Source organism: Streptosporangium nanhuense (assembly GCF_059358815.1).
The window spans coordinates 68,296-94,565 of sequence record NZ_JCADBG010000003.1 but is presented as its reverse complement, the minus strand read 5'-3'; the positions used below and the strand labels follow the sequence as shown (position 1 = coordinate 94,565).

The window sequence follows — 26,270 nt, the reverse complement described above, 5'->3', positions numbered from 1 at the left end:
CGCATTAGCAGCTCAGATCCTGCCCGTACCAATCGGTGTCACCAGAGCCACCAGACCATGCTGGTCTACGTGGAATCGCCATGTACGGCTCCCGGCTGCAACTAGAACTGCAACTAAATGGGTGACGTGACCCTTGGGCGATTGTGAGGTGAAAGCGCGTCTGCTGATCTCCTGCTTGCAAAGACTCATACTGATCTTTGTCTACCAGCAAAAACAGCTTATCGCAGTGGTCGCGTTCCTCGTGAAGCGTCCCTGTGTCCCGCTGTTTCCCGCTCTATTGGGCACGTCGGCGAGGGAGCACGGTGGGTTAGGGCTGAGACATCCGATGGGCGGGGTGCGTCAAGTCGGTCCGGAGTGGCCGCCGACGCGATCGGCGAATTGCGGGCACGGCGGGATGCGCGTCGGTGGTTGCTCCGGCGCGCGGGGGTCTGGGGGCTGCGAAGCCCCCAGCGGTAACGGCGATCAGATGGTGAGGCTCAACCGTGAGCCGTTGCGGGCTGCTGGAGGGTGGGGAACGCGGTGTGTTCCTGGTAGCTCTGGCGGGTGGTCAGGCAGTGAAACAGGCAACCCAGGAAGCGGTTGTAGAGGTTGCGCAGGGCGGTGGCGTGGCGGTCGCCGTGGTGTTTGCGCCGGTCGTAATGGGCTCGGGCGCCGGGTGAGGCGGTCAGGGCGGCGAACGCCCAGACGTAACCCACCGCGGCCAGGCGGCGATTTTTCACCCTTCGGTGCACGACGGCGTGGCTGCGTCCGCTGGAGCGGGTGATGGGTGCTGCGCCGGCGTAGGCCTTGAGAGCTCGGGCGTCGGCAAAACGGGTGCGGTCATCGCCGATCTCGCCGAGCAACCGGGCTCCGGACACCTCACCCAGGCCGGGGAAACTGGTGATGATCTCGTAGTCGGGGTGGGAACGGAACGCCGTGACGGCGGCCTCGTGCAGAGCCGCGGCGCAAGAGCAGGTGGCATCGACGACGGCCAGCAGCGCCAGGGCCTGATGACCGAAAGCTTCTTCGACCAGGGCGGGCTGACGCAGGTGGTCGACACGCAGCCCGGCGTGGATCTTCTCGGTCCAGGCATCGAGGTGGTAGACGCGGCCACTGCGCTTGAGGGCGGCGCGGATCTGTGGCCGGGTTAGCCTGCCGCCTGCGGCGGGGGTGGGGGCGATGGCCAAGATGGCGCGTGCCTCCCGGCAGGTCACTCCGCCGTCTTGACCGGCGAACAGCTCCAGAAACGCCGGGAAGTACTCACGCAGCACCGAGCGCAGCTCATTGCCGGTGCGGTGCATCCGCCAGATGGCGTCCTGCTGGGCACGAGCCAGCACCGCCAAGGCCTGAACCTGGTGAGTGTCGGCCGGCAGCGGCCGGTGCATGGCCATGTCGGTGCGCAAGATGCCGGCCAGCACGATCGCGTCTTGGCTGTCGGACTTCTTGCGCGAGACCGCGTGCCGTTCCCGATAGCGCGAGGCGCTGATCGGGTTGATCGCGAACACCCGACGGCCCGAGGCGCGCAGGCAGGCCACCAGCAGACCGCGAGGCGTTTCGATCGCGACCGGAATCATGTCGTCCGCCTGGTCGCCGGCTTGGGCGAGTAGGTCCAGTAGTTCCTGGTAGCCCTGCACGGTCTCAGCGATCCGGCGTTGCGCGATCACCGTTCCGCTCTCGTCCATCAGTGCGACGTCGTGATGGCGCTCGGCCCAGTCGATGCCGCAGAACACTCCCATGGTCACCTCCGCTGATCCGGTTACCTTTCTGCCCATGGCGGAGTCACCCGGCGCCCTAATGACAAGGCTCTGCGGCCTACCATCCGATCAGCCGTTCGTGACCCCAGCAACCCACACAGGCCCCGGTCTTGCTTCAGAGCTCACCGCTCACCAACGCACAGAAGGGGTACGGCCTGCACAGGCGGGCTCAGACCACGATCCACCCGGGCGGGCACGCTCCACCTGGCCATTTCGGTAACAGTGCCAGTCTCAGCAAGAAGGACTCAAAGATCCCGGAACGAAGAAGGCATCCGTCATCCCGACCGGGGAACGCGCCCGCACCGTCATTAGGAACGAAGTCCTAACCCGGCGATCGCCCCAAACCACTTACGGTATCGACCCCAGTCAGGCGATCGTAAGTGCTGTACCGAATCTGTAGCCAACAATGATCACCTAAGGCTTGGAATCTGTTAGTCAGGATGCTTCTGCATAGTAGAGAAGCGCGCCCCTAGTTCTGATAGATGCAGCCTTAAAGCCACTACGCCAGCCGATGTTCCCACTAAGACCGCCCATTGATCTCTTGCAGGATTTAGCGGCGTAGTCTTCAAGCCAGTAGGCCGTCCACCACCTAGGTCAACTTCATCAATCAAGCCGAGTCTGTCAGCCTCAAAGACAGACAATGATCCACTTTCAAGCATCAATAAATATCTAGATTCGAGGCTGCTGATACATGTTAGGAGAGCCTCTCCCGGCCGACTTCGCTTGACGGCATGCGATAATTCCCAATCCGATCTTTCCGATTGCACCATAGCAAGCTTGATCAGCTCCTGCTCATCCACAATGACGACTGAGCGTCGGTCTCCACTACTTGAGATGACCGCATCATAGACGTCGAGATTGTGGCTTGCAGAATTAAAAAGAACCTCTCCGTTGGGGTCAAGAATGCACACATCGCGTAGGTCAAGTTGCTGAATTCGCGCAACAATGACATGCTTCTGATTCCGATCTATGGCACATGCATGTATCCCGACAATCTTACCTTCCAGCTTAATATTGCGGAGCTCGCGCCACGCTTCCGGTCCATTCCATGAATAGCGGCCAATCAGAATCTGACTATCAACGGAAATGGCAAATCGCCTATCCGATATGCGTACAATACGGGGTGGCATCGTGGCATTTTCACCAGTCACCATAGATCCACCTAGGTATACACCAAATCTATGGCTCTGCACCACTAGCGGACGCCCACTAACGTATTCGATATCAGTTATGGTATGGGCATCCCTCACGCCTTTGATTTGGGATGTATCTGTTCCTATAGTTTCGCCATTGCCTAGTACAACAGCTACCGCTCCGGAGTGATCATCACTAATTCCAAGCGCTAGAGGCTCGGCGCTACTACCCACTTGAGTTGAGTCGGCACCAATTTTTGCTGGCCACAAGCGGACAGTAGCATCTTGCGAAGAGCTGAGTACATAGTGGTCAGAACCCAATACGAGCTCCGCGAGATCGCGAATAGGCTCATCGTGGCCCTGCAAAACCAAGCCTCCGCCCGAGGTAACCCAGGGGATAACTCGTACGAGACTAGAATCGCTCACGATCAGTACCCGTAGGCCATCCCTTTCCGAGAGAAGCAGACTCAATCCGTCCCCAGGCATAGGGATGCTGTCATCGAGAGGGAGGCCGTAGTCGAGATTCCAGGAATCTATACTATGCTCAGTTGCAATAAGGACAGTCTGCCCCTCATCGGGAGATGACTTAGCCAGGAAAACTCTAGATATCTCTTCGTCGGTATTGACCCCATACCCAGGGTCAAGGCTCATCGTCCTGGCAATCATTACACTTACATGGCCGTCCCGTAAGGCTGTAAGTAAAAAGTTTCCGTTTATTCCAAAGAAGGCGACGTCGCATACCCAAGTGGAATGCTTTGTCCTATACTCTTCTACCTTCTGGCCAGGCTTTCTTCTCTGATATAGGAAGTCGCCACTATCAGAGCCGGCAGCGAAGCGTACGTCGCCCCGCTGCATAAAAACGCCAGTCAGACAGCTGACCACTCCATCAAGGCGCCCAACTTTGAAAGCTCTCATCCCTCCCTGGTATCCCTTGAGTATCCAGACCCAACCGGCCTCGGTACCCACAAGAGCCATGGGGGTGGATGCACTTTCGAGCACAAAAAGTGCCGTAATGGCAGAGTCCAACTCTACTTCGTATCTGGAATGATGACTGACCGGGTCTATAATCTTGACCCTACCCGTATCATCTCCTGTCACGATTAACCGTTCATCGTCCATCGCGACAGAACTTACTTTTGCGATAAACTCTCCACGCAAAATTACCTGATGTTCACTGGTAGCTTGCCATTCGGACCAGTAGCAGTCCCACCAGTAATTTTTAGGCTGCTTAGCGAGCGCGACTACTTTATGCTGGTGACCGGCAAGTTTTAGATAGGCTGCCCGCTGATCGCGGTTGCGGCAAAGGTCCAATGTGTGGGCTTTACCGGCTAGGGCAATTCGCACGTTGAGACCGTTTGAAGAAATTTGGGTGTCGGCGCGCGCACTATCTCGAAGCAGGCCTCTGGCGCCACATACCGCCAGAAGTTCCGGTGAAGTGAGGAGAGTATCAAGGGACTTCGCTGACAAAGCGTGGCCTGACAGGTGCTCTTGTAGATAATCTACAGTTTCATCATCTTTAGCATTAATACCGCGATGGACAAGGTAGCCAAACACTGTCCGTAAGCCGTCGCCGGACTGTAAGACGTCGACAAGAGCCTGATGATATAGGCGATATTTCTTCTGATAGTTTTCGTCGAGGCTCTCGATTAGAAAAGCTGCGGCCGAGTTCAGAAGCCATTTTAAGTCATCCAAAGAGTACATATTACCTGTGACCTCTTTGGTCACTGAGAGCCACAACTGACCTACTTGAAAACCTGCCCCTCGCGCATAAGCCAACCCGCGAAGAAGGTCAGTCGCGCGCTGGCGATTACTACCGAACTTTGCAATAAAGTCGGAAAGTGCGTCGGCAACGTTCGAAGGAAATCGTTTCTCAGCTAGCCTGCGCTCAGTGGCACTTGGATCATCTAAGAGCGATTGGCTTACAAGTTGCGCCACTAGAAAATTGGGATACGCTGCTGTGGCAACATCCCTAGCAAGCTTGTGAGCATAGTCAGGCCGATCCCGATAAGGATGGCTTCCACTATCTGAACCGCCAGCAATCAAACGGGACTCGACGTATAGCTGAAGTTGCTCACGATCAACAAAAGGCGGCTTATCTACAACTAGCACTTCGCGCCGAGATCCGAGAGCCTCTATTAACTGCTCGTTCTCGCTTCCAGGGATTCCTGATCGGCATGCTACTATTATCGTCAGCCGTAGATCTCTTGCATAGTATCCTAGTTGCTTAATGAGTTCTCGCGCTATTCGGTCACGCGAATTTGGATCGGCAGCTTCGTCCAGGCCATCGAATACTATTGCCATCTGCGAGGAATCTTTGCGTGCTCTTGCTGCGAGCGTCTGCTGCAGGTGATCTACGCTCTCTATTCTGCGACCTAGAGCTCTCCCTAACTCATCTAGAACATCGAGGAAGGTTTTTTGGCGTAGGTAGATTGGAATTATTTTTGCATGCTCAAGAGTAGTCTCTAGTGGCGTACGTTTGGCTAGCTTAGCCAGTCTTCTATCCGCCAAAACTGGGATGCGTGCGAGGATGGCCGATTTTCCAGATCCAGGGCTACCAGTTACACAGAACAACCTCTTGCTGGCGCTAGCTCCAGATAATAATGGTGCTACCAGTTCTTTATAGATCGTGTCGCGTCCTGTGAAGAACCAGCCGCTTTCGGTGCTATTACTCACTCCTCGGGCTCGGGGAATCCAATGCTCCCGAGCAGTCGCGCTTCGCTCAAATGGTGTGGGAAGATAGTTATAGATCACAGGGCAGAATTGCGCGACTTGCTCCATTGGAATAAAGTAACCGCTCTTGGCCTCTTTGACCTGATCGCGCGCAACAATCATTCCAACTACCGCTTCTGCGTCCAAGTCCCATACAGCTGTCCCTGAAAATCCAGGGTCAATTGCTCTTCCCACTCCTTGGCGGCCCTCAAGTCGAACCCATGTACCACCTGGACCCTCATAGCCTCGCATCGTTCCATCGCAGGCAACCGGGTACATATCTCCCATCGGCAAACCGTAAGCCTTGAAGCGATGGCCTTCATGGTCGCTAAGCGAAGCTAGGGGAGCAGGAATACTTGTTTCTGGTAGTGGCGAAAGCAATTCTAGGACTGCCACATCTCCTTTACCGTATCCATCTTCCGGCTTCCACCATTCCCTCATGACACGAGCGCGTCCGATCACTTCCGGCGTAAGAGGCCAGGTGATGTTTACAACGACGTCTAGTCCTCTTTCAATCTCGCCCTTCAGCTGCCCAACAGCTCGTTCGACCACATGGGAACACGTCAAAAGCCGGGTCGTGTCGAGTGTGATTGCCATCCCTACGGTCACGTTATCTGTCGATATGATCTGAGCTAGATGCGGCAATGGGGCGCGTGAAGCTTCGTGCATCTTTGCGTCTACGTTGTACGGTTCTTCCAAACCATTTTGACTGTACAACTAGATTCGCTCGATCCTGAGGCGACAAGGACGGCTGCTCCAGCGGTGAACTTGAGGCCTAGTGTTACTTCTACTTCCTCGGGCTTATTTTGCATTTGGTCGAGTTCATCAATTATGGCCTGAGCGGTTGGCCTAAGTACACTGACAGCCTGGTTGAAGCTTACTTTTGCTGCGGTTATCGCCTTGTCTCTGACGGCAACACGTTCCGGCCCTAAGTGGTGCTGCTCCACCTCAACCAGAATCTGAGCATCATAAGCGTCAAAGGCAACAAGCGTACGGTTCGTCATATGTTTCCCCTGTAGTGTTTAAAGCTGACATCTATCACGATGGTCTGTACGAGTCTAGAGGGTGGAAGAGGTTGGGGTATATGGACATCTATCTGGGTGAGTTACTTGTTACGCGTGGTCCAGAGTCGGTCGTACGTAATGGTGCGCGGCCCGAGCACGGACGCACGCGAGAACGGCCCCCAGGCCGCACGCGCAGCGTGCGGCCGAGCGCAGGGCCGCGCAGCGGCGCGGAGCGCCGCCCTTGATACCCATGAGAACAATTCGGCAGTGATCCGTGATCGGTAGCTGTCCTGCCTCACTTGATGCTTGACACCTTGATCGCTCTCTGTCTCGGCTCGTGGTGTTATCGACGCTTCGAGAGACCAGACAGTACGGTCGTCATCCACGGCCTTAGGGTTGAGCGAGTGCGTGATGACCCCGAACAGGAACAGCCGCTTGTGGACTCGATCACCAGCGCCGTTCGTGAAGCCGACTCCCCGCTGTGGTCGGTGAGAGCCACCGCCGGACGGCGCCTTGCGGCATCGGCACACGTACCTGAGGTGTCCAAGGTCCTTCACCGCCTCCTGCTGGATCCTGATGACACAGGGGTCACCCAGGAGACGGCAGAAGCCCTCATGCAGCGGGGGGACGCATGTGGTCTGCGCGCCGTACTGGCGGCACTCGCCTGCGCGCAGGCTTTCGACACCACTGATCAACTATCGGCGGAAATCGACTGTGATCCCCGCTGGATAACGGAGAGCGGCGCAGATCAGCTGGTCCAGCAACTGCGGGAGTTGACCTCCGATGAGAACGACGGCGTCCGTACCGAGGCGCAGAGCCTCCTGCTTCGTATGAAGAAGCCCCAGGGAGAAGCGGATCCGAACGCCTCACGGCTGACGTGATTCTTTCGGCAACCACCGCAGCTGGTGCTCCAGACCGCGCCCCAGAAGATCATGCGATCAAGACCAAAGCGCATACTGAACAGCGGAAGACCAGCTAGGGGTGTCAAGCATCAAGCGAGTCACGACATCCGTGATCGGTAGCGTTCCTTGCGTGGGGGGCTGGTAGAACGCTGGGTGTGGAGGATCGTCGGGATCGCCTGCGGGCGCTGGGTGAGCTGTTTCGTCGGCTGCGTAAGGATGCTGGGCTGACGGGGAAGGATCTGGCGTTGCGGGCTGGGGTGGCTCAGCCGACGATCTCTCGGATTGAGACGGGGCGGCTTCTTCCAGTGCCGGAGACGGTGGATCGTCTCGTAGAGGCGTTGGGCCTGGATGATGCAGGCCGCAGGGAGCTGGATGCTCTGCTCGTGCGGCTGCGTGATGAGGTGTCTCGTCTCAAGGGCGGGCTTGCCGGCCGGGAAGCGGCCAATGCCGCTCGGCTGCGGTCGGCGCGTCGGGTGGTGGTGTTTTCTTCGGCAATGGTTCCGGCGCTGTTGCAGACGGCGGAGTACGCCCGGCTGGCGTTGGCGATCGGTCGTGAAGTGGATGAGGAGGACGCGGCCAAGGCTGCGGCGGTTCGGGTGGAGGGGCAGACGGTCCTGTTCGAGTCCGGCCGGGAGTTCTTCTTTGTGCTGACTGAGGGAGCTGTGCGTACGTGGCCGGGGTCGCCGGCGTTGATGCTGGCTCAGCTTGATCGGTTGTTGCAGGTGGCGACGCTGCCTCACGTCACTGTCGGGGTGGTGCCGTGGTCGGTGCAGGCTCCGGCGTTCCCGCTGCGTGGGTTCACGGTCTATGACGGTGCGGTGAGCGTGGTGGAGAGCCTGACGGGTGATCTGACGCTGACGGAGCCGGGGGAGCTGTCGGCTCATGGGGAGACCTTCGAGGTGTTCGCGGCGGTGGCTGTCTATGGCGAGGAGCTGCGGGATCTTCTGGGGCGAATCGGTGCCGACTATCGCACCTTGGCAACACGTCTCTAGCTGCTAATGCGTCGAATTCCTTGAGATGCTTCTAGCATCACTCATACGCTGGCGCGGTGGATGTATAGCCCCCTAGACATCGGAGTCCGCTATGTCGCCCTGGCGCATGTCCCGCACCTTCCCCGGTTCTCCCGTGGCGATCACCGAAGCGCGACGCTTCGTCACCGCCCTCCTAGTGCTGTGACCGGAAACGTTTGCCGGCCTCGCGTATAGCCGCTGGCGCCGGTTGGATGTGCCGTACACGTCCAACTGACGCGAGGAGGCGCGGTGGCAGAACCGGTCAGAGTACGAAGACTGATGGATGCCGAAGGGCAGAAGCTGCAGCAGATCGTGCGCCGGGGCAGCACCAGTTCGGTCCGGTATCGACGAGCGATGATCCTCCTGGCCTCGGCCGGGGGTAACACCGTCCCGGTGATCGCCCGGTTGGTGGCCGCCGATGAGGACACGGTGCGCGATGTGATTCACCGGTTCAACGAGATCGGGCTGGCCGCCCTGGACCCTCGGTGGGCGGGAGGCCGTCCCCGCCTGCTCAGTGACGACGAGGAAGCCCTCGTCATCCAGATGGCCACCACCCGCCCGGCCAAGCTCGGGCAGCCCTTCACCCGCTGGTCGATCCGCAAATTGGCCGCCTACCTGCAACGCCTGCCCTCCCGGCCACTCTTCATCGGACGGGAGGCCTTACGCACCCTGCTCGCCCGCCGGGGGATCACCTTCCAGCGCACCAAGACCTGGAAGGAATCCCCTGACCCCGACTTCGACGCCAAGCTGGACCGGATCGAGTACGCCCTGACCCAGCGCCCGGAACGGACCTTCGCCTTCGATGAGTTCGGACCATTGGGCATCCGCCCCACCGCCGGATCGGGGTGGACCAGGCAGGGCCGGCCGGACCGGCTGCCGGCCACCTATCACCGCACCCACGGAATCACCTACTTCCACGGCTGCTATTCGGTTGGCGATGACCTGCTCTGGGGCGTCAACCGGCGCCGCAAGGGCATCGACCACACCTGGACGGCGTTGCGGTCGATCCGCGCGGCCCGCCCGGACGGCGCCCCCGTCTACGTGATCCTGGACAACCTGTCCGCGCACAAGAACTGGCGTATCCGCACCTGGGCCAGGCGCAACAAGGTCGAGTTGTGTTTCACCCCGACCTACGCCTCCTGGGCCAACCCGATCGAGGCGCACTTCGGGCCGCTACGCCAGTTCACGATCGCAGGCTCCGATCACCCCAACCACACCGTTCAGACCCGGGTTTTGCACGCCTACCTGCGCTGGCGCAACGCCAACGCCCGCCACCCCGACGTCCTGGCCGCCCAGCGCCGTGAACGCGCCCGCATCCGCAGCGAGAAACGTATCCGCTGGGGCGGCCGACCACTGTCAGCTGCCGCCTGACCGCCCAACCCGGCCAACGTTTCCGGTCACAGCACTAGCTGAAACTGCTCCGGTAGGTGTGGGGGCTGACGCCGACGACGCGTTTGAACCGGTCGCGGAAGGCGGTGGGCGAGCCGAAGCCCGCCTGGGCGGCGACGCGTTCCATGGAATGGCCGGTGGTCTCCAACAGGTGCTGGGCCTGGTGGACACGGGCCCGGTGGAGCCACTGCAACGGTGTGGTGCCGGTCTGCTCGCGGAAGTGCCGTATCAGGGTGCGGGTGCTCGTACCGGCTTGGCCGGCGATGTCCGCCAGGGTGAGATCGCGGGCGAGATTGTCCTCGATCCAGCGCAGAAGGGGTTCGATGGCCGAGCCGCGAGGGGTGGGTGGGTACTGCCGCACGATGAACTGGGCCTGGCCGCCCTCGCGTTCCAGCGGCATGACGGACAGCCGGGCGGCGTCGGCGGCGATGGCGGAGCCGTAGTCCCGGCGGATCATGTGCAGGCACAGGTCCAGTCCGGCCGCGGCGCCGGCCGAGGTGAGGATCTGCCCGTTGTCGACGTAGAGCACGTTCGGGTCGACGTCGATGTCCGGGTAGTCGGTGGCGAGCTGGGGGGCGGCGAGCCAGTGGGTGGTGGCGCGCAGCCCGCCGAGCAGTCCGGCGGCGGCGAGGACGAAGGTGCCGGAGCAGATGGAGGCGATCCGGGTGCCGTCGGCGGCGGCGCCGCGGAGCGCGTCGCGGACGGCCGGCGGCAGGGGCCTGGCGGGGTCGGCGGTGCCGGGCACGATGACCGTGTCCGCGTTCGCGAGCGCGTCCAGTCGCCACGGGGCGCGCAGGGTGAAGAGGCCGGCGTCCACGTCGGGTCGCTCGGCGCAGACCCGCACCCGGTAACCGGCGCGGCCGTCGGGCAGCCGGGTGCGGGTGAACACCTCGATGGGGGTGGACAGGTCGAAGGGGATCACCTGATCCAGCGCGAGGACGACGACGGTGTGCATGGCGACAACATATCCCTGCCCCGGATTCTCGCCAATGGCTCCCAGCTGCTCTTTTCTGCTCATCGGGTACGGACAACCGTTGGCGATATTCCGTTGAAGGTTGTCATTCCTGCCACTAGGAGCGGGGAGGTGCCGCTGGTTAGCCTCGACCGCGTCCCGGCACTTCTCAACGGAACGGACCCCTTCGTGATCACCCGACTCGATGCCGTCACGGCCTTCGAACTCCTCCACGCGGACGGCACCGCGAGTACCTCCGCCGCGCCGCGCGGCCGCCGGCAGGACGGACACCGGCAGGACGGACACCGGCAGGACGGACACCGGCAGGACGGACACCGACGATGAGCGTCGCCGCACCGATCATGATCGGCGTCGTGTACGTGTGCCTGATGTCCCTGATCCGCGAACCGCACCGGCGCAGGTTCAACGCGATCATGGTGGCCGGAGCCGGGGCCGCCTACCTCAGCGGCGGGGGTTTCGGCCCGTGGGAACTCGCCTTCACGGCCGTCATGACCTACTGCGCCTACCGCGGCCTGGAGTCGTGGACGTTCGTCGGCATCGGGTGGCTGCTGCACACCGGATGGGATCTGCTGCACCACCTGCACGGCAACCCGATCATCCCCTTCGCGGAACACTCCTCCCTGGGATGCGCGATCTGCGATCCCGTGATCGCCGTGTGGTGCCTCTGGGGCGGCCCCTCGGTCACAGACCTGCTCCGCGCGCGTCTCGGCCGGTCCCGCGTCGAACGGCCCGCGACGCCGCCGCCCTGATCGCACCGGCCCGCCTCCCCCGGGCGGGTCCCGTGCGGTGTGGCCGGGTGCCCCTTGAGGGAGTGAGGGTGATGATCACTCTTGGGAGTGAGGGCGGCGGGCGGAGGAATCCGGATAATGGGCGGATGTTCGCAGCGGTCCGGGCCGGTAGGGCAGTTGACGGGGTGCTCGCGGTGGGCGTGGCCCTGGCCACGGTGGTGCCGCTTCTCCTGCCCCGTCCCGATCCGTGGTGGATCATCGGGCTGGGGCTGCTGGCGTCGGTGCCGGTGGGGTGGCGCAGGCGGGCGCCGATGGTGGTCGCGATCGTGGTCGGGGCGGCGATGTCGGTGCTGGTGATGTGGGAGAAGCCGTTCCTGCCCTTCGGGCCGCTGCTGGCCGTCTACACGATCGCCGACCTGAGTCCCAGGTGGCAGAGGCTGGCGGCGATTCCGGTGATCGTGGCGACCGTGGGTTTCTCGTTGGTGCTGCCGGGGGAGAGCGACGAGACCTTCCGGCTGGTGGGGACCGCCTTCGTGGCGGCCTACGCGCTGGGCACCAGTGTCAGGGCGAGCCGCTCGCGAGCCGCCGAGCTGACCGAGCGGGCGCGGCGGCAGGAGCAGGAGCACATCGCGGCGGTGGCCGAGGAACGCACCAGGATCGCGCGCGACATGCATGACGTCCTCACCCATTCCGTCGGGCTGATGGTGGTTCAGGCCGAAGCGGGGCCGGTGGTGGTGCGCAGCGACCCGGACAGGGCCGAGGCGGTCTTCGACACGATCGCCGACACGGGAAGGGGTGCGCTGGCCGAGCTCCGGGGGGTGCTCGCCGCGCTACGGATCCCGGGCGAAGCGCTACGGATCCCGGGTGAAAGCGGCGGACCGGTACGGGGCCGCGCCGACGGCCGTCCCGGCGAGTCGCTGGGGGGCCGTGTCGGCGAGCGCCTCGGCGAGTCGCTGTTCCAGCCGCGTCTGGCCAACCTTCCCGCGCTGCTCGATCGCAGCGGTCTCGAGGTGGTGAGCACGACCGCCGGCACCCCACGTCCGGTCGCCGAAAGCGTTGAGGCCGCCGTCTACCGCATCGTTCAGGAGGCGCTCACCAACGTGCGCAAGCACGCCGGTACGCGTGCCGTACGCCTCTCTCTGACCTGGGGGGAGAGCCTGACGGTGGAGATCGCCGACGACGGTCGGGGGCCGGGTGGGGGCGGCGGGTACGGGCTGGGCGGCGGGTACGGGCTGGCCGGGATGCGGGAACGGGCCGCGGCATGCGGCGGGACGCTCAGGGCCGGGGCGGGACGGGATGGGGGATTCATGGTGAGAGCTGAGTTTCCGCTTGAATAGCCCGCATGTTACGGGTGCTCATCGCCGACGACCAAGACCTCTTCCGCGCGGGGTTCGGGCTCATCCTGGGTGCGCAGCCGGACATGGAGGTGGTCGGTGAGGCCGCCGACGGAGAGGAGGCGGTCGCCGCGGCCAGGCGGCTCCGGCCGGACGTGGTCCTGATGGACGTGCGCATGCCGGGCATGAACGGCATCGAGGCGACCAGGGAGATCTGCGCCACCACCGCCGCCAAGGTGCTCGTGCTGACCATGTTCGATCTCGACGAGTACGTCTACGACGCGGTCCGGGCGGGAGCGAGCGGTTTCCTGCTGAAGGACATCCGGCGCGACGAGCTGGCCCACGCTGTGCGTACCGTCGCCTCGGGCGAGGCCCTGCTGTCCCCGGCGGCGACCAGGAGGCTGCTCGAGGACCTGGTGCGCAGGCCCGCCCACGGCGTCGCCCCCCGCCTGACGGCGAGGCTGGACGCACTGACCGAACGTGAGCGCGAGACGCTGAAGCTGGTCGCGCACGGCCTGTCGAACGCGGAGATCGCCGCCGTGCTCGTGGTCACCGAGCACACGGTCAAGACGCACGTCAGCCGCATGCTCGGCAAGCTGGACCTGCGGGACCGGGTCCAGGCCGTGGTGCTCGCCTACGAGTCCGGGCTGGTGGTCGCCGGTGAGAGTGACAGGGGAGATCACACCCGCGAGTGACGCGCCGGCAGGGGGCGGGAAAGCACGATCGTCGGCATGGAACGCGTCCTCCTCACCCTCGCCCTCACCCTCGCCTCCGCCGTCCTGACGCACTTCGGCACCGGCCTCCACCCTGTCTGGTGGCTCACCTGGCTCGCACCGCTCCCTGTCCTGTTCCTCGCTCGCCGGGCGGGCAGGGCTACGGCTTTCACCGCCGGGACGCTCGTCTGGCTCGCCGGCCAGGCGCAGATGTGGCCGTACTTCACCGGCCCCCTCGAGATGCCGCCCGCACTGGCCGCCGCCCTCATCGCCGGCCCCGCGCTCTGTTACGGCTCGGGCGTGCTGCTCTTCCGCGTCCTGCTCGCGCGCGGCAGGCCGCTCCTGGCGGCGTCGGCCGTACCGGCCGTCTGGGTCACCGCCGAGTACGCCATGAACCTCGCCGGAGCGCACGGGGCCTGGTGGAGCCTGGCGTACACGCAGGCCGACTTCCTGCCCGTGCTGCAGACCGCCTCGGTCACCGGGGTCTGGGGCATCACCTTCCTCCTGCTGTTCGTGCCCGCCTCCGTCGCGGTCCTGCGGCCACGCGCGGCGGTGGTCTCGGGCGTGCTGGTCGCGTTCACGCTCGGCCATGGTCTCGTACGGCTCGCGACGCCCGCCGACACCGGGGGACGGAAGGTCGCGCTGGTAGCGACGGACAACTCCGAGGATCTCGTCCGCCGGTACGGCGAGGCGGTGGACACCGCGGCGGCCCAGGGCGCGGAGATCGTGGTGCTGCCCGAGAAGGTCTTCAGGACCGCCGGCCTGCCGTTCGCCCGCCCGGGTGTGGAGGTGGTCGCGGGGATCGCCATGGAGACCAACAGCGCGGTGAGCTATCCCTCCGGCGTGCGCTACGACAAGCACCACATGATCCCCGGCGTGGAGCGCGAGTTCCGGCCCGGCACCGGCCTGGCCTTCCTCGACGGCGATCGGCTCGGCCTCATCATCTGCAAGGACCTGGACTTTCCCGGCCTGGTCAGGGAGTACGGCAAGGCCGGCGTCGCCGCCCTGCTCGCGCCCGCGTGGGACTTCGGCGAGGACGCGTGGCTGCACAGCCGCATGGCGGTGGTGCGCGGCGTGGAGAACGGCCTGGCGGTGGCCCGTGCCGCGCGCGAGGGACGGCTGACGGTCAGCGACGGCCGCGGCCGGATCGTGGCCGAGCGCCACAGCGCCGGAACGGGCATGGCCATGGTCACGGCCACCCTGCCTCAGGAGGGCTCGGCCACCCTCTACACCGCCCTGGGAGACTGGGCCGCATGGACCTCGGCGGGATTGCTGCTGCTCGCACTCGGCACGCCGGCTCGTACGAAATCCTCCGGCCCGGTCGGCGAGAGCCCGGCCGTCGAGCGTGCCTCAGGGCGTACGGTCGCCGGGCACGGGGGGCGGCGACCTGGGCCGGAGTGAGGGCGAGTGCCCGTACATCTCGCCGGACCTCGGTACAGACCGTCAAAGCGGCGCGTCGCCCGCCTGTCGTCCGGGCGTGCGGTGTGGGCGCCGGTCCCTCCCGAACGGCAGGCGGGGATCAGGGCCGTGCGCCGTACCCGGTACGCGCCGTACCCGGTACGCGCCGTACCCGCCGAATCCGGTACGCGCCGTCCTCTCACGGCCGCCGAATCGGGGGCCACACCGCCACACACGGCTTTCGCTGTACTCTCGATCTGTCGCCTGCGTGATGAGGAGCTGATTTGCCCTCCGACGGATTGGCCATCCTCTCCTACCTCGCCTTCGAGGTCATCGTCAGCCTGTTGACAGTCGTCGGCGTGGTCGTCTCCAGCGTTGGCATCACCGCCGCGCTCGTCATCGTTCTCTACGCCCTTGCCCGTCGGGTTCTCGGACTTCGGCGGGGGCCCGGCTCCGGGATGATCGCGAGAAGCGGGACTTCGTCCTTGAGTGGCTGAGGTAGAGCCGGACTGTCCCGCCTGCTACGTCCCGGGCGGGCCCGGCATCTCGGCCCTTCGGATCGAGGCCGCCTGTGACCGTTGGCGTCCCATGGCCGGGGAACGTCCGGGAAGATCCGGTGGGCGGGATGCGGGCGTCCGCACGGGATTCTCAAACCGTGCTGGTTGGGTGCTGGTTGCGTGCTGGTCGGGAGGGTCGCCAAGGGGGATCACGGGGACTCACGGGAACTCACGGGCAAAGCGAGACCGCTTCTGACCTGGAACGCGGTAGCTCGCGAAGTCGCGTACCGAGCTTCCGGACCTGCTCGTCCGATCACCGAAAGATCGAAAGCCCGCCGCCAGGCAGGCAGATGAAGCGCAGATCGTCAGGACCGCAGGTGTTCCACGCCTCGTAGCGGGAGTCGGGCTTCACGTTCAGGTGTGTCCCGGTGTCGAAGACCAGCCGCAACGCGCCGGACTTGAAGGCGACCGCTGACACGAGTGTCGTGCCGAAGAGGGCCAGGGCCGGCGCGACCTCCTGGCGCTCAGGGGCCAGCTGGACCGGTTTCGCATCGGGAGCGTTCAGCGGGCCGCCGGTGAGTGTCGCCGTGGACTCGATGGTCACCTGGGCGTCACCGTCGAGGAGCAACGTCAACTGATAGCTCACCCGGACCTGGACCACCTGCATCCCCCGGTAGGGCAGAAGCCAGCGGTCCTCCAGCTCGGCCAGATCCGCCGGTGTGGTCACGGTGCCGTCCGAGCGCATGACCGCTTCCCGGATCAGCGGGGCAGCGGCCATGTGATCCTTTCTGCGGTGGTTCACCGAGATCACCATCCGGAGCGTCCCGTCGCCGTGCGGAAGCACATGGGCGAGGACCTTGTACTCCTGGCCGTCCTCGCCGACGACGTTCTCCCAGTCCTTGTCGTCGTTCTCCTCCATCACGGCGAGCTCGTCGTAGCGCGCGACACGTCGCCACCGGTCCAGGTACTCCTCCGCGATCCCCGCCGCGACCTTCTCGTTCAGCTTCACGGGATCATCCTGCCTCTCGCGCCGCCCGCGATGTCGCGCTGCTACGAGCCGGGTCAAGGATCGGCTCCACCATCAGATCGCCACCCTGCTGCCCGTCATGGCGGCCGGCAGCGGCATCGGAGGCCAGTGGGCCGGTAGGCCAGGGCCGTGCGGCGCGGGAGGTTCCCCGCCGGTTCGACGGCCGCCCTGACCGGCGCGGCCCGCGACCGGTCCGGCCCGTACGAAGGCGCCGGGCCGGTCGGGCGGGTCCCCGTGGGCGTGACCCGGTCGACTGTGGTTCGTGGAAGGCGCTGGTGGCATGCTGGGAGGCCGGCGATCACAAGGAGATCAGCGATGACCCACCCCCTCGGCTCGCGGCTCGCGCCTCGGCGCACTCCTCTCGACGCGGAGGAGAGGGCACGGGCCGAGGCGAACTTCGTCCCCTTGGTCGCCCGGAATCTCCTCGCCGACGGGCGGTTCAGGATAACCGCCGACACCCCGGAGATGGTGGAGTTGTGGCAGAGGGTCGCCCGCGGCGTGGGGGACATGCTCCAGCGGCCCGTGGTCAGCTACGCCAACGGCAGGTACATCGTGATCACCTTCGACCAGGGGGAGAACCCGGTCTCGCCGGCCGAGGTGAACCGCTCGGCAGGAGAGTGACCGCCGGACGTCGTCCGTGTGGCCGAGCACGGTCGAGTACTCCGGAGCCGTTGGCCGGCTCCGGGCGCTCGCGGTTCGCTCGCTCATCGCCCGGTGAGGGTGAGCCGCCCGTGCCGAGGAAGCATGAGGACTTCGCTCATCGCCCGGTGAGGGCGATCCCGTCCGGCTCCGCGCCGCCGGGGACGCGGCCAGGGTGGCGGCGGTCGCCTTCGACATCCGGCGCTCCCCGCCGGCCACCGAGGGGTGACCGCGCGAGCGCGTCGCTCTCCGGAATCACCCACCGCCACGGCGCTCGCCCTGCTTCTGCGCCCAGAACCTTCTGCGCCCGGAGCTTCCTGTGCCGAGAGCCTTCTGCGCTCGAAACCTCCTGTGCCTGAAACCTCCTGTGCCCGGAGCCTCCTGCGCCCGGAGTGCTGCCGTACGGGCCGATCGTTCTTAACGATATGGGACAGAAGCGATAAAATTGCCTCTCCGTGCTTTCCTGTCGAAGGAGGAACATGGGGGCCGAGGGCTGGGAGTCGATCGACTCCGCGGACGAGTTGCGGGAACTGCTCGGCACCCCCAAACCGGCGGTGGTCGCGAAGGAGCGGAAGGCCCTGCACGAGCTGGACCGGGCCTGGCTGGCCGCCTCGCCGTTCTGCCTCATCGCGACCTCAGGCGCCGACGGTAGCTGTGACGTCTCACCCAAGGGCGACCCACCCGGATTCACGCTGGTCCTGGACGACTCCACGATCGCGATCCCCGAGCGGCCGGGCAATCGCAGGGCGGACGGATTCCACAACATCCTGCGCAACCCGCACGTCGGACTGATCTACCTCGTCCCCGGCCGGGGCGACACCCTGCGCGTCAACGGCAGGGCGCGCCTGGTGCGCGAGGCCCCCTTCTTCGACCGGATGGTGGTCAAGGGGCACCGGCCGCAGCTCGCGATCGTGGTCGAGATCGAGCAGATCTTCCACCACTGCGCCAAGGCGTTCCTCCGCTCGGAACTGTGGCGCCCGGAGAGCTGGGACCCCCAGGCCCTGCCCTCGCGGGCGCGCATCGCCCAGGCTCTGGAGCGGCCGGAGGACCCGATCGAGGAGCTGGAGCGTTACTACGGCCCCTCCTACGCGGAGGGGATGTACCGCTGAGCGGGCGGGTCTGATCCGGGAGGGGTGTCCGGCGGGCGGTGTGACGGGCGGCCCCGCGCGGTCAGTTGAAGGCGGACCGTATGACGCGCCCGATCGCGGGGGTCTGGTCCAGCTCCGCCCGGATGTCCGCGAGGGTCTGGGCGGCCAGGGCCTGGTGCAGCGCCTGTTCCGCGCGGAGAGACCATACCCGCGGCGATCGTCATATGGACGGCCGGCATGACCGCGAGCCCCCTCACCGCACAGATCCCGGGGGAGCGTGACCGGCTGGGACGGCTGAGCGTCGACGCGTACATGCGGGTGACCGGAGTGCCCGATGTGTACGCGGCCGGCGACACCGCGGTGGCCGCCGTGGAAGACGGGCACCACACGATCCAGAGCTGCCAGCACGCCCAGCCGATGGGAAAGTGCGCCGGGCACAACGTGGCGGCCGGGTTGCTCGGGACCGCCCTGCTGCCCCTCACCTCCGACCCCTACAGCAACGCCCTGGACCTGGGGTCCGCCGGCGCCGTCCTCACCGACGGGTGGGAGCGCACGGTCGTGGCGACCGGCCCCGAGGCCAAGGTCATGAAGCGGAACATCAACACGATGTGGATCTACCCCTCGGTCGACGACCCCGAGCAGATCTTCGCGCAGGCGAGCCGCCTCCTCAACAGCGAGAACGTGGCGGCCGTCGCCGCGAGCCAGGGCGTGTCGTCACAGGCCGGACGCTGAAAGCCGGCACCACCACGCCGTCGCGCCCGTCGCGTCTCCCGCAGCGTCCCACGGCGGCCCGAAGCCGTTCACGACCGTGAAAGACCCCGCCCGGCATAGCCTCGGCGGGGTCTTTCACGGTGTCCGGACGATTCCGCGAAGACCGGCCACCCGGTCGCCCGAGGCCGCCCGGTCAGCCGAGGCCCCCGGTCATCCAAGGCCGCCCGGTCACCCGGTCACCCGAGGCCGCGCGGTCACCCGATGGCCCGGTCACGCGGCCGCGTCCCGGCCGCACGGCCACGTTCGGCGTCGTTCGTTCGACACGCTCACAGGAGACGGGTCAGGGGCAGCCCAGCGCACGGTACTCCCAGCCCGCCGCGCGCCAGACGTCCGCGTCGAGCGCGTGCCGGCCGTCCACGATCTTGGCGTGCTTGACCACCTGCGCCAGCGCCGAGGGCTCGATCTCCCGGAACTCGGCCCACTCGGTGAGCAGGACCACCACGTCCGCGTCGCGGGCCACGTCCAGCGCGCTCGTGCCGTACCTGAGTTCCGGGTAGGCGCGGCGCGCGTTGTCCAGCGCGGCCGGGTCGTACACCCGGACGTTGGCGCCCAGGCCGTGCATGGTCTGGGCCACCTTCAGCGCCGGGGCGTCCCTGATGTCGTCGGAGTTGGGCTTGAAGGCCGCGCCCAGGCAGGCCACCCTCTTGCCGTCGAGCTGGCCGCCGAGCAGTTCCCTGACCAGGTCGATGGTCCGGGAACGGCGGCGCCGGTTGATCGCGTCGACCTCGCGGAGGAAGGACACGGCCTGGCCGACGCCGATCTCCTCCGCCCGGTGCGCGAAGGCGCGGATGTCCTTGGGCAGGCAGCCGCCGCCGAAGCCCAGACCCGGCTGGAGGAACCGGCCGCCGATCCGGTCGTCGTAGGCGAGGGCCTTGGCCAGGTCGCGGACGTCGGCCCCGGTGGCCTCGCAGACCTCGGCCATCGCGTTGATGTAGGAGATCTTGGTGGCCAGGAACGAGTTGGCGGCCACCTTGACCAGCTCCGCGGTGGCCAGATCGGTGACCACCACCGGGGTGCCGAGGTCGAGGATCGGCTGGAACGCCGCGGACAGCCGCTCGCGTGCCCACTCCGAGGTGACGCCGAACACGAGCCGGTCGGGCTTGAGCGTGTCGTCGACCGCGAAGCCCTCCCGCAGGAACTCCGGGTTCCAGGCCAGCTCCACCTCCTCTCCCGCCGGGGCCAGCTCGTGCAGCAGGTCCGACAGGCGGGCGGCGGTGTTCACCGGCACGGTCGACTTGCCGACCACCAGGCAGCGCCGGGTCAGGTGGGGGGCCAGATTGCTGATGGCGGCGTCGACGTAGCTCAGGTCGCAGGCGTCCGAGCCCGGCTCCTGGGGGGTGCCGACGCAGACGAAGTGGATGTCGCCGTGCTCGGCGGCCTCCGCGTAGGAGGTGGTGAACCGGAGCTTGCCCGACTCCAGGGCCTTGCTCAGCAGCTCGGGCAGGCCGGGCTCGAAGAACGGCACCTCCCCGGCCTGCAGTCTTTCGATCTTCCTGCTGTCCACGTCGAGCCCGACCACGTCGTAGCCCAGTGACGCCATGCAAACCGCGTGTGTCGCCCCGAGATAGCCGGTTCCGATCACTGTCAATCGGGGGAGCTCGGCTTCGCCCATATCCGTCTTCCTATCTACTTGTCCTCGGGCTCGTGTTCAGGAGCAGCCATCGGCCTTGGAGAGCTTGCCACCGGTGACCTTGTTGTCACAGGCGATCTTGTTTCCGCCGGCCGTGTCGTTGATGCCGAATCCGCCTGAATTACCAAGATTGATGATGTTCGCCCGGAACACGTTGCCGGTGCCCCAGCCGTTCACGATCTTGTGGGTCTGGAAGCCGTCCGCGTTGGTCTTGTTGCCGGTGTTGCCTTCGATGAGGTAACCGTTGCCCTTGACGTCGACCCAGGAGTCGTTGTGCTTGGAGCCACCGAGGTTGGAACCGTCGAAGATGTTGCCGACGATGTGGCCGCCGGAGGTGCCCTCCTTGATGTCGATCGCCTCGGCGGTGGCCCGGATGACGTTGCCACGCACGGTGTTGCGATCGCTGCGGTCCATCTTCCCGCCGGAGTAGGACGCCCAGTTGCTCTCCGCGGTGCCGAGGTAGACGCCCTCGCCGAACTTCTCCCGGCGCATGCCGGTCGCGTAGATCATGCAGTACTGGACGGTGTTGTCGGTGCTGAAGTTGCGCAGGTGGATCGCCTCGTCCCCGATGTGGTGGACGGTCAGCTGCTGGATGATCGTGTTGGTGGTGCGGTCGGCCATCACCCCCTTCTGGCTGTTGCGGACGGTGAAGCCGATCAGCCTCACGTGGCTGACCTCGTTGAGGTGGAAGGCGTAGCCCTTCTTGATCCCGCCTCCGTCGATGATCGCCTCGGGCGGGCCGCAGATGAAGATCGGCTCGTTCTCCGTCCCTGAGACCGTCGCGACGAACCGGCCGTTGTAGACGCCGGGCTCAAGCTTGATCACCGCGCCCGGCTCGGCCGCCTCCAGGGCCTCGGCGAGCCCGGTGGCGTCCTCGACGGTCACCGTGGCCTCGGGGCAGTCGATCACCCCTTTCCCGAGGGGTACGGCGATGTCGGGCGGCTCCTGCGTCGCGACGAACTCCTCCACGTCTTCGTCCTCCTCCACTCGTGAGGTGTCGCCCTGCGATTCCGACGACTGATCCGATGACTGATCCGACGACTGCTCCGGTGACTCCTCCAGCGACCGTGAGGCCGGCGCGTCCGCGCTCTTCGGCCGGATGTCCTCGATCGGGGTGGCCGAGTCCTCCCCGCCGCCGAACAGTCCGCGCAGCAGCACCACGACGATCACCGTGATGACCGCCCCGGCCACCATCCCCACCACGGTCTTCCTGTCGATGTCGATGGTTACGCGCATTGCTCAGCTCCTCTCCGCTGGCGGCTGGGCGGTGGCGGGCTCCAGGAGCCGGGCCGGTCGCTCTTCCAGCAGTGTCTGCTTCTCGTACGGATGGACGAACCGGCGGCCGACCCGCGGACCGTCGCCGCGCAGCGCCCGGAGCGCCGAGATCACGATCAGGGAGATCACGCCCAGCCAGATCAGGTTCATCGGCTTGGCGATCCGCTTGACCGTCGTCCAGAAGCCGGCGGTGTCCTGCCAGCCGGTGGTGTTGTTCTGCGTGACGGTCGTGGTTCCCTTCGCCCGGCCCGTGTCGAGCGCGCTGCGGCCGGCACCGCCCAGGGTGTTCCCGGTGACCTTGGTGCCCTGGGCCGCGCCGAGCAGTGAGATCGCGTGCAGCGACGCGGACTCGACGGTGTTGGCGGAGACGGTGGCCTCGGAGTTGCGGAGGTAGATCGCGGTCTGGGTGTCCCGGACGATGTTGCCGCTGATCCTGGCTCCCCGCACCCCGTCGCGGAGCGCGATTCCCTGGCTGCGCTGGCCGGTGAGACGGTTGCCGGAGAGCTGGACGCCGGTGGCGTCCTGGCTCACCACGATGCCCATCTCCCCGCCGATCACCTCGGTGGTCTGTACGACGAGCTTGTCGCCGCCCTGGATCTCCACGCCGTAGCGGCCGTTGTCCCGCGCCGTGCTGCTGGTCACCGAGCTGCCGCCGAAACTGCGCAGCGACTCCCCGGACGCCGACGGCCCCCGGGCCAGCGGCAGGCCGCTGATGGTGAAGCCGTTGCCCTTGTTGTCCGTGGCCTCCGAACCGGTGATCGTGACGTTCTGCGTGCCCCTGGACAGGACGAAACCGTCACCCCTGCTGCCGGTCACGGTGGTGTTCTCGATGGAGGCGTTGCGCGCGAACCGGTGCAGCAACACCCCGTGGACCAGGCTCCCGGTGACCGAGACGTCGATGATCCGGGTCTCGTTGGAGGCCGTGATGAAGATCCCGTACGCGTTGCCGTTGATCTTGGTGTCGGTGATGTCGCCGGTGACCAGGTTCGCCTCGGGCAGCCGGTAGGCGACCCTGCCCCGGCCCGCCCCGTTGGTGATCTCGATCTCGTTGTTGCCGCCCCTGCTCGGCACGAGGAGGCCGTTGGGCAGGAGCGCCCGCTGCTGGGAGCCGGTCGGCGTGGGCTTCGGCTTCGGGGTGGCCGACGACCGCGGGACGGCGGAGGTGGCCGCGCCGGTGGCGGTGGTGCCGGCCGTGGTGGTGGCGGGGGTGGTCACCAGGTCCGCGGTCCGGATCGGCCGGTCGCTGCCGGTCAGCGCCAGCCCGCCGGTCGGGCCGCTCCAGAATCCGAGGTGCTCCACCAGCGCGTGGCTCATCTTGAGTTCCCCGCCGACCACGCGCAGGTAGGCGCGCCCGTCGGAGACCTTGGTGTCGGCCGTCCTCGCGTGCGCGTCCCAGCTCGTTATCCGCACCGGGTTCCGCGCCGAGCCGTTGATCCTGATGTTCGCGCCGAAGCTCACGATCGAGACGAAGGCGCCGGGGTCGCTGCGCATCCGGATCACCAGCGGGCCGGTCGCGTTCTGGAGCACCACCTTGGCCCCCGGACCGGCGAACAGGTTGATGCCGAGCACGTAGGAGCCGTCCGACTGCTTCTGGAAGTACTCCTGGCCGAGGCGCTCCAGGTCGGCGATCCGGTACGGATCGCGGCGCTGCGGCAGCACGAGCGTCTGGCCGTTGGCCGAGCTGGAGATGTGCGGCACGCGGGATCGCGCGGCGGCGGGCCCGCCCCGGGCCAGCGCCGAGGACAGCGTCGCGCGGGTCTGCATGATCCGCAGGTCTTCCTGGTCGACCAGGGTCGACTGCTGCTGGGCCTCCGCCGACGACACCTCGTTGACACCCGGGGACGGGACGGGGCGGTCGAGGTAGGAGAGGTATGCCCAGGTGCCGGTCGCGGACAGGCCCAGGACCAGGATCATGAGGAGGGTACGGCCCCTCCTCTTGGGCGACTGGCTCATCCCCTGCCTCCCACGGGAGCCGCGTCGGCGTGCGACGTCGTCGGCCGCAGCCGCCACGAAGGGTCTTCATCGGTGGCCGTCGGTTGCGGTTGCCATGAAGGGTCTTCGTCGGCGGCGGTCGGTTGCGGCTGCCACGAAGGATCCTCGTCGTCCGGCGCGGGCGTGCCGGCGTGGCGCAGCAGCTGGAACCGCCCCTCGGCGAGCAGCCGCTGCTGCTCGTAGGGGTTGCGGATCTCGTTGCGACGTTGCCGCCGGTCGGCGACACCGCGGGATCGGATCGCCGACACGACCACCAGGAGGATGACCGCGGCCCAGATCACGTTCATGGGCTTGACGTAGCGCTTGGCCTTGACCCAGAACGACGACGTGTCGTTCCACTGGTCCTCGTCGTTGTTGTGCTTGTTCACCGTGTCGGCGGCCCGCGCGACGCTGATCGCGCTCGTCCCCGCACCGATGACGGTGTTGCGGGTGATCTCGGAGCCGGTGGCGTCGCCGACCACGGTGATCCCGTGGGCCTTGGGGTTCTCCAGGGTCGTGATCTTGTTTCCGACGACCATGCCGGCGGAGTTGCGCAGATAGATGCCGGTGACGGTCCCGGTGATCGTGTTGCCGGCCACGTGGGCGCCGGTCGCCCCGTCGCGCAGCGCGATCGCCTGGCGGCGCTGGTCCGTCAGCCTGTTGCCGGAGATCTGGACCCCGCTGGCGCCCTCGCGTACCACGATGCCCATGTCACCGCCGATGATCTCGCTGGTCTGCACGGCCAGCCGGCTGCCGCCGAGCACCTCGACGCCGTACCGCCCGTTGTCGCGGGCGGTGCTGTTGCTGACCGAGCTGTCGCCGTAGACGGCGAGCGACTCGCCGCTCGCGGACGGGCCGTTCGCCAGCGCCCGCCCGTTGAGCGTGAAGCCGTTGCGCTTGTTCCCCTCGGCCAGGCAGTCGACGACCTTCACCTTCTCGGTCGCCCGTGACAGCACGAAGCCGTCGCCGCCGCTGCCGGTCACCTCGGTCGCCTCGATCGTCGCGTTCTTGGCGAACCGGTGCATGAACACGCCGTGCACCAGGCTGTTCTTGATCTTGTTGTTGATGATCTGCGTCTGGTTCGAGCCGGAGACGAAGACCCCGTAGGCGTCACCGGTGATGACGCTGTTCTTGATCGACCCGGACACCAGCTCGTCGGCGAGCACGTGCGAGGCGGTGCCGGGACCGATCGGGATGGTCTCCACGTCGCCGAAGTTGCTACCGCCCTGATCACCCCGCCTGGTGTTCGCCAGCCGTTCCTGCTTGTCCTGGTGGCGCTGGTCCTTCGTCCGGTGCCGGTAGACGCTGGCCGGGCGCTCGGTGCCGGTGAGCGCGATGCCCCCGGTGCGACCGCTCCAGAATCCCAGGTGGGAGACCTGCGCGTAGGTCATCTCGAACTCGCCGCCGACCGCCCGGATGTAGGCGCGGCCGTCGGTCGTGGTCAGGTCCGGCTTCTTGGTGCGCACGTCCCAGCTGGTGATCCGCACCGGTCGCTTGGCGGTGCCCTTGATCTCGATGTCGCCGCCGAACGCGATGATCGAGCTGAACGAACCGGGCAGGCTGCCCATCCGCAGCGTCAGCGGGCCGCGCAGCTGCAGGCGCGCCCCGTCGGCCACGAAGACCTGGACGCCGAGCAGGTAGGAGCCGTCCTTCAGCCGCCGCAGGTACCGGCCCTTCTCGACGCCCGCGAGGTCCTTGAGGGTGTACGGGGCCTCGGTGTTGCGCGCGGGCAGCACCAGCGTCCTGCCGTGCCCCGACACGAAGACCTGGGGCTGCTTGCGCTGGGCGGCCGCGATGCCGCCGGTCTGCAGCATGGCCGTGAGCGCGGCGCGGGTCTGGATGATCCGCTGGTCCTCGACGTCCACCAGGGTCGCCTGCGCCTCGGCGTCGCCCGCCGTGAGGGTGCCGGCCTCCAGGATCGCGTCGTTCGCCATGATCGCGTCTTCGACCAGGGCCGGGGTCTCCTCCACGGTCGGGCGGGCCGTCGGGGCCGGGGCGACGGTCGGTTGCGTACCGCCTCTCGGTACCGGCCTGGCCGTCTGGCTCGCGCCGGGCTTCGGAGTCGGCTTGGCGGTCGGGGTCGGGTCGGGCTTCGGAGGAGGGGTGTTCTTCGGCGGGGGCTTCTCCTCGGCGGAGGGTTCCTCCTCTTCCTCCTCCTCGGGCTCCGGGGTGTTCAGGAACGGGTTGTCGTCCGGAGTCGCGCTGCTCGTCGGGGACGGGTTGGGATTCGAGATCTCACCGGAGTCACCCGGCGGCTGGGGGGACGAGAGGGCGGCCGCGGGTCCGGCCGCCAGCCCGAACGCCAGCACCGCGGCGCCCAGCAGGACAGGGGCGGAGCGTGCCATC

General features: G+C 66.1%; 20 protein-coding genes. 11 read left to right on the top strand and 9 right to left on the bottom strand.

The genetic code is table 11. The features are described 5' to 3' along the window. Nucleotides 1-476 precede the first annotated feature (476 nt). The 3 genes from AC5L38_RS08245 to AC5L38_RS08235 all read right to left on the bottom strand — a co-directional run bounded on the left by AC5L38_RS08245 (nt 477) and on the right by AC5L38_RS08235 (nt 6,579). Entirely contained in the window at nt 477-1,715 is a 1,239-nt protein-coding gene (locus tag AC5L38_RS08245; RefSeq protein WP_495242156.1) for an IS110 family RNA-guided transposase, read from the bottom strand. 449 nt (nt 1,716-2,164) lie between these two features. Next, nucleotides 2,165-6,172 carry an AAA family ATPase gene (locus AC5L38_RS08240; protein WP_495242155.1) on the bottom strand — a complete coding sequence of 1,336 codons (4,008 nt, stop codon included), beginning with the start codon at nt 6,170-6,172 and terminating at the stop codon, nt 2,165-2,167. 80 nt (nt 6,173-6,252) lie between these two features. Beyond that, nucleotides 6,253-6,579 (bottom strand): CU044_2847 family protein, encoded by a 327-nt coding sequence (locus AC5L38_RS08235; protein WP_495242154.1) that lies wholly within the window; start codon nt 6,577-6,579, stop codon nt 6,253-6,255. 404 nt (nt 6,580-6,983) lie between these two features. On the opposite strand from AC5L38_RS08235, the gene AC5L38_RS08230 reads away from it, so the two are divergent. From AC5L38_RS08230 to AC5L38_RS08220, 3 genes are all read left to right on the top strand, one after another. Beyond that, nucleotides 6,984-7,460 carry a hypothetical protein gene (locus AC5L38_RS08230; protein WP_495242153.1) on the top strand — a complete coding sequence of 159 codons (477 nt, stop codon included), beginning with the start codon at nt 6,984-6,986 and terminating at the stop codon, nt 7,458-7,460. 176 nt (nt 7,461-7,636) lie between these two features. Beyond that, on the top strand, nt 7,637-8,473 hold the full coding sequence (locus AC5L38_RS08225; protein ID WP_495242152.1) for a helix-turn-helix domain-containing protein: 837 nt from the start codon (nt 7,637-7,639) through the stop codon (nt 8,471-8,473). A 297-nt stretch (nt 8,474-8,770) separates the two neighbouring features. Continuing rightward, complete coding sequence (locus tag AC5L38_RS08220) at nt 8,771-9,862, top strand: IS630 family transposase (RefSeq protein ID WP_495242151.1); 1,092 nt, start codon at nt 8,771-8,773, stop codon at nt 9,860-9,862. A gap of 34 nt (nt 9,863-9,896) precedes the next feature. Here AC5L38_RS08220 and AC5L38_RS08215 read toward each other — a convergent pair whose 3' ends face one another. Next, entirely contained in the window at nt 9,897-10,835 is a 939-nt protein-coding gene (locus tag AC5L38_RS08215) for a GlxA family transcriptional regulator (RefSeq protein WP_495242150.1), read from the bottom strand. Between the two features lie 338 nt (nt 10,836-11,173). On the opposite strand from AC5L38_RS08215, the gene AC5L38_RS08210 reads away from it, so the two are divergent. The 5 genes from AC5L38_RS08210 to AC5L38_RS08190 all read left to right on the top strand — a co-directional run bounded on the left by AC5L38_RS08210 (nt 11,174) and on the right by AC5L38_RS08190 (nt 15,523). Continuing rightward, a complete protein-coding gene (locus AC5L38_RS08210) occupies nt 11,174-11,602 on the top strand; it encodes a DUF6010 family protein (RefSeq protein ID WP_495242149.1) in 429 nt (142 codons plus the stop codon). 125 nt (nt 11,603-11,727) lie between these two features. Next, nucleotides 11,728-12,918 (top strand): sensor histidine kinase, encoded by a 1,191-nt coding sequence (locus tag AC5L38_RS08205; protein WP_495242148.1) that lies wholly within the window; start codon nt 11,728-11,730, stop codon nt 12,916-12,918. A gap of 5 nt (nt 12,919-12,923) precedes the next feature. Further along, nucleotides 12,924-13,610, top strand: coding sequence for a response regulator (locus AC5L38_RS08200; RefSeq protein ID WP_495242147.1), 687 nt, complete (start codon nt 12,924-12,926; stop codon nt 13,608-13,610). A 36-nt stretch (nt 13,611-13,646) separates the two neighbouring features. Next, complete coding sequence (locus tag AC5L38_RS08195) at nt 13,647-15,029, top strand: nitrilase-related carbon-nitrogen hydrolase (RefSeq protein WP_495242146.1); 1,383 nt, start codon at nt 13,647-13,649, stop codon at nt 15,027-15,029. A 281-nt stretch (nt 15,030-15,310) separates the two neighbouring features. After that, entirely contained in the window at nt 15,311-15,523 is a 213-nt protein-coding gene (locus tag AC5L38_RS08190; protein WP_495242145.1) for a hypothetical protein, read from the top strand. Between the two features lie 313 nt (nt 15,524-15,836). On the opposite strand, the gene AC5L38_RS08185 is transcribed toward AC5L38_RS08190, so the two are convergent. After that, nucleotides 15,837-16,532, bottom strand: a complete 696-nt coding sequence (locus AC5L38_RS08185; RefSeq protein WP_495242144.1) for a DUF6188 family protein — start codon at nt 16,530-16,532, stop codon at nt 15,837-15,839. A gap of 333 nt (nt 16,533-16,865) precedes the next feature. On the opposite strand from AC5L38_RS08185, the gene AC5L38_RS08180 reads away from it, so the two are divergent. From AC5L38_RS08180 to AC5L38_RS08170, 3 genes are all read left to right on the top strand, one after another. Beyond that, nucleotides 16,866-17,171, top strand: coding sequence for a hypothetical protein (locus AC5L38_RS08180; RefSeq protein ID WP_495242143.1), 306 nt, complete (start codon nt 16,866-16,868; stop codon nt 17,169-17,171). A gap of 497 nt (nt 17,172-17,668) precedes the next feature. Continuing rightward, nucleotides 17,669-18,298, top strand: coding sequence for a pyridoxamine 5'-phosphate oxidase family protein (locus AC5L38_RS08175; protein WP_495242142.1), 630 nt, complete (start codon nt 17,669-17,671; stop codon nt 18,296-18,298). A gap of 183 nt (nt 18,299-18,481) precedes the next feature. Then, entirely contained in the window at nt 18,482-19,009 is a 528-nt protein-coding gene (locus AC5L38_RS08170; RefSeq protein WP_495242456.1) for an FAD-dependent oxidoreductase, read from the top strand. Between the two features lie 319 nt (nt 19,010-19,328). On the opposite strand, the gene AC5L38_RS08165 is transcribed toward AC5L38_RS08170, so the two are convergent. The 4 genes from AC5L38_RS08165 to AC5L38_RS08150 are packed head-to-tail and all read right to left on the bottom strand — an operon-like array spanning nt 19,329 to nt 26,269. After that, on the bottom strand, nt 19,329-20,660 hold the full coding sequence (locus AC5L38_RS08165; protein WP_495242141.1) for a UDP-glucose dehydrogenase family protein: 1,332 nt from the start codon (nt 20,658-20,660) through the stop codon (nt 19,329-19,331). 36 nt (nt 20,661-20,696) lie between these two features. Further along, on the bottom strand, nt 20,697-21,914 hold the full coding sequence (locus tag AC5L38_RS08160) for a right-handed parallel beta-helix repeat-containing protein (protein WP_495242140.1): 1,218 nt from the start codon (nt 21,912-21,914) through the stop codon (nt 20,697-20,699). Between the two features lie 3 nt (nt 21,915-21,917). Continuing rightward, on the bottom strand, nt 21,918-23,906 hold the full coding sequence (locus AC5L38_RS08155; protein ID WP_495242139.1) for a right-handed parallel beta-helix repeat-containing protein: 1,989 nt from the start codon (nt 23,904-23,906) through the stop codon (nt 21,918-21,920). After that, nucleotides 23,903-26,269, bottom strand: coding sequence for a right-handed parallel beta-helix repeat-containing protein (locus AC5L38_RS08150; RefSeq protein ID WP_495242138.1), 2,367 nt, complete (start codon nt 26,267-26,269; stop codon nt 23,903-23,905). Before AC5L38_RS08150 ends, AC5L38_RS08155 begins: the two co-directional genes overlap by 4 nt. Between the last annotated feature and the right edge of the window lies 1 nt (nt 26,270).

What these genes read in the sequence shown, in the direction of transcription:
- AC5L38_RS08245 (WP_495242156.1), bottom strand. Translation starts at nt 1,715, where the DNA reads ATGGGAGTGTTCTGCGGCATCGACTGGGCCGAGCGCCATCACGACGTC.
- AC5L38_RS08240 (WP_495242155.1), bottom strand. Translation starts at nt 6,172, where the DNA reads ATGGCAATCACACTCGACACGACCCGGCTTTTGACGTGTTCCCATGTG.
- AC5L38_RS08235 (WP_495242154.1), bottom strand. Translation starts at nt 6,579, where the DNA reads ATGACGAACCGTACGCTTGTTGCCTTTGACGCTTATGATGCTCAGATT.
- AC5L38_RS08220 (WP_495242151.1), top strand. Translation starts at nt 8,771, where the DNA reads ATGGATGCCGAAGGGCAGAAGCTGCAGCAGATCGTGCGCCGGGGCAGC.
- AC5L38_RS08215 (WP_495242150.1), bottom strand. Translation starts at nt 10,835, where the DNA reads ATGCACACCGTCGTCGTCCTCGCGCTGGATCAGGTGATCCCCTTCGAC.
- AC5L38_RS08210 (WP_495242149.1), top strand. Translation starts at nt 11,174, where the DNA reads ATGAGCGTCGCCGCACCGATCATGATCGGCGTCGTGTACGTGTGCCTG.
- AC5L38_RS08205 (WP_495242148.1), top strand. Translation starts at nt 11,728, where the DNA reads ATGTTCGCAGCGGTCCGGGCCGGTAGGGCAGTTGACGGGGTGCTCGCG.
- AC5L38_RS08200 (WP_495242147.1), top strand. Translation starts at nt 12,924, where the DNA reads ATGTTACGGGTGCTCATCGCCGACGACCAAGACCTCTTCCGCGCGGGG.
- AC5L38_RS08195 (WP_495242146.1), top strand. Translation starts at nt 13,647, where the DNA reads ATGGAACGCGTCCTCCTCACCCTCGCCCTCACCCTCGCCTCCGCCGTC.
- AC5L38_RS08180 (WP_495242143.1), top strand. Translation starts at nt 16,866, where the DNA reads ATGACCCACCCCCTCGGCTCGCGGCTCGCGCCTCGGCGCACTCCTCTC.
- AC5L38_RS08175 (WP_495242142.1), top strand. Translation starts at nt 17,669, where the DNA reads ATGGGGGCCGAGGGCTGGGAGTCGATCGACTCCGCGGACGAGTTGCGG.
- AC5L38_RS08165 (WP_495242141.1), bottom strand. Translation starts at nt 20,660, where the DNA reads ATGGGCGAAGCCGAGCTCCCCCGATTGACAGTGATCGGAACCGGCTAT.
- AC5L38_RS08160 (WP_495242140.1), bottom strand. Translation starts at nt 21,914, where the DNA reads ATGCGCGTAACCATCGACATCGACAGGAAGACCGTGGTGGGGATGGTG.
- AC5L38_RS08155 (WP_495242139.1), bottom strand. Translation starts at nt 23,906, where the DNA reads ATGAGCCAGTCGCCCAAGAGGAGGGGCCGTACCCTCCTCATGATCCTG.
- AC5L38_RS08150 (WP_495242138.1), bottom strand. Translation starts at nt 26,269, where the DNA reads ATGGCACGCTCCGCCCCTGTCCTGCTGGGCGCCGCGGTGCTGGCGTTC.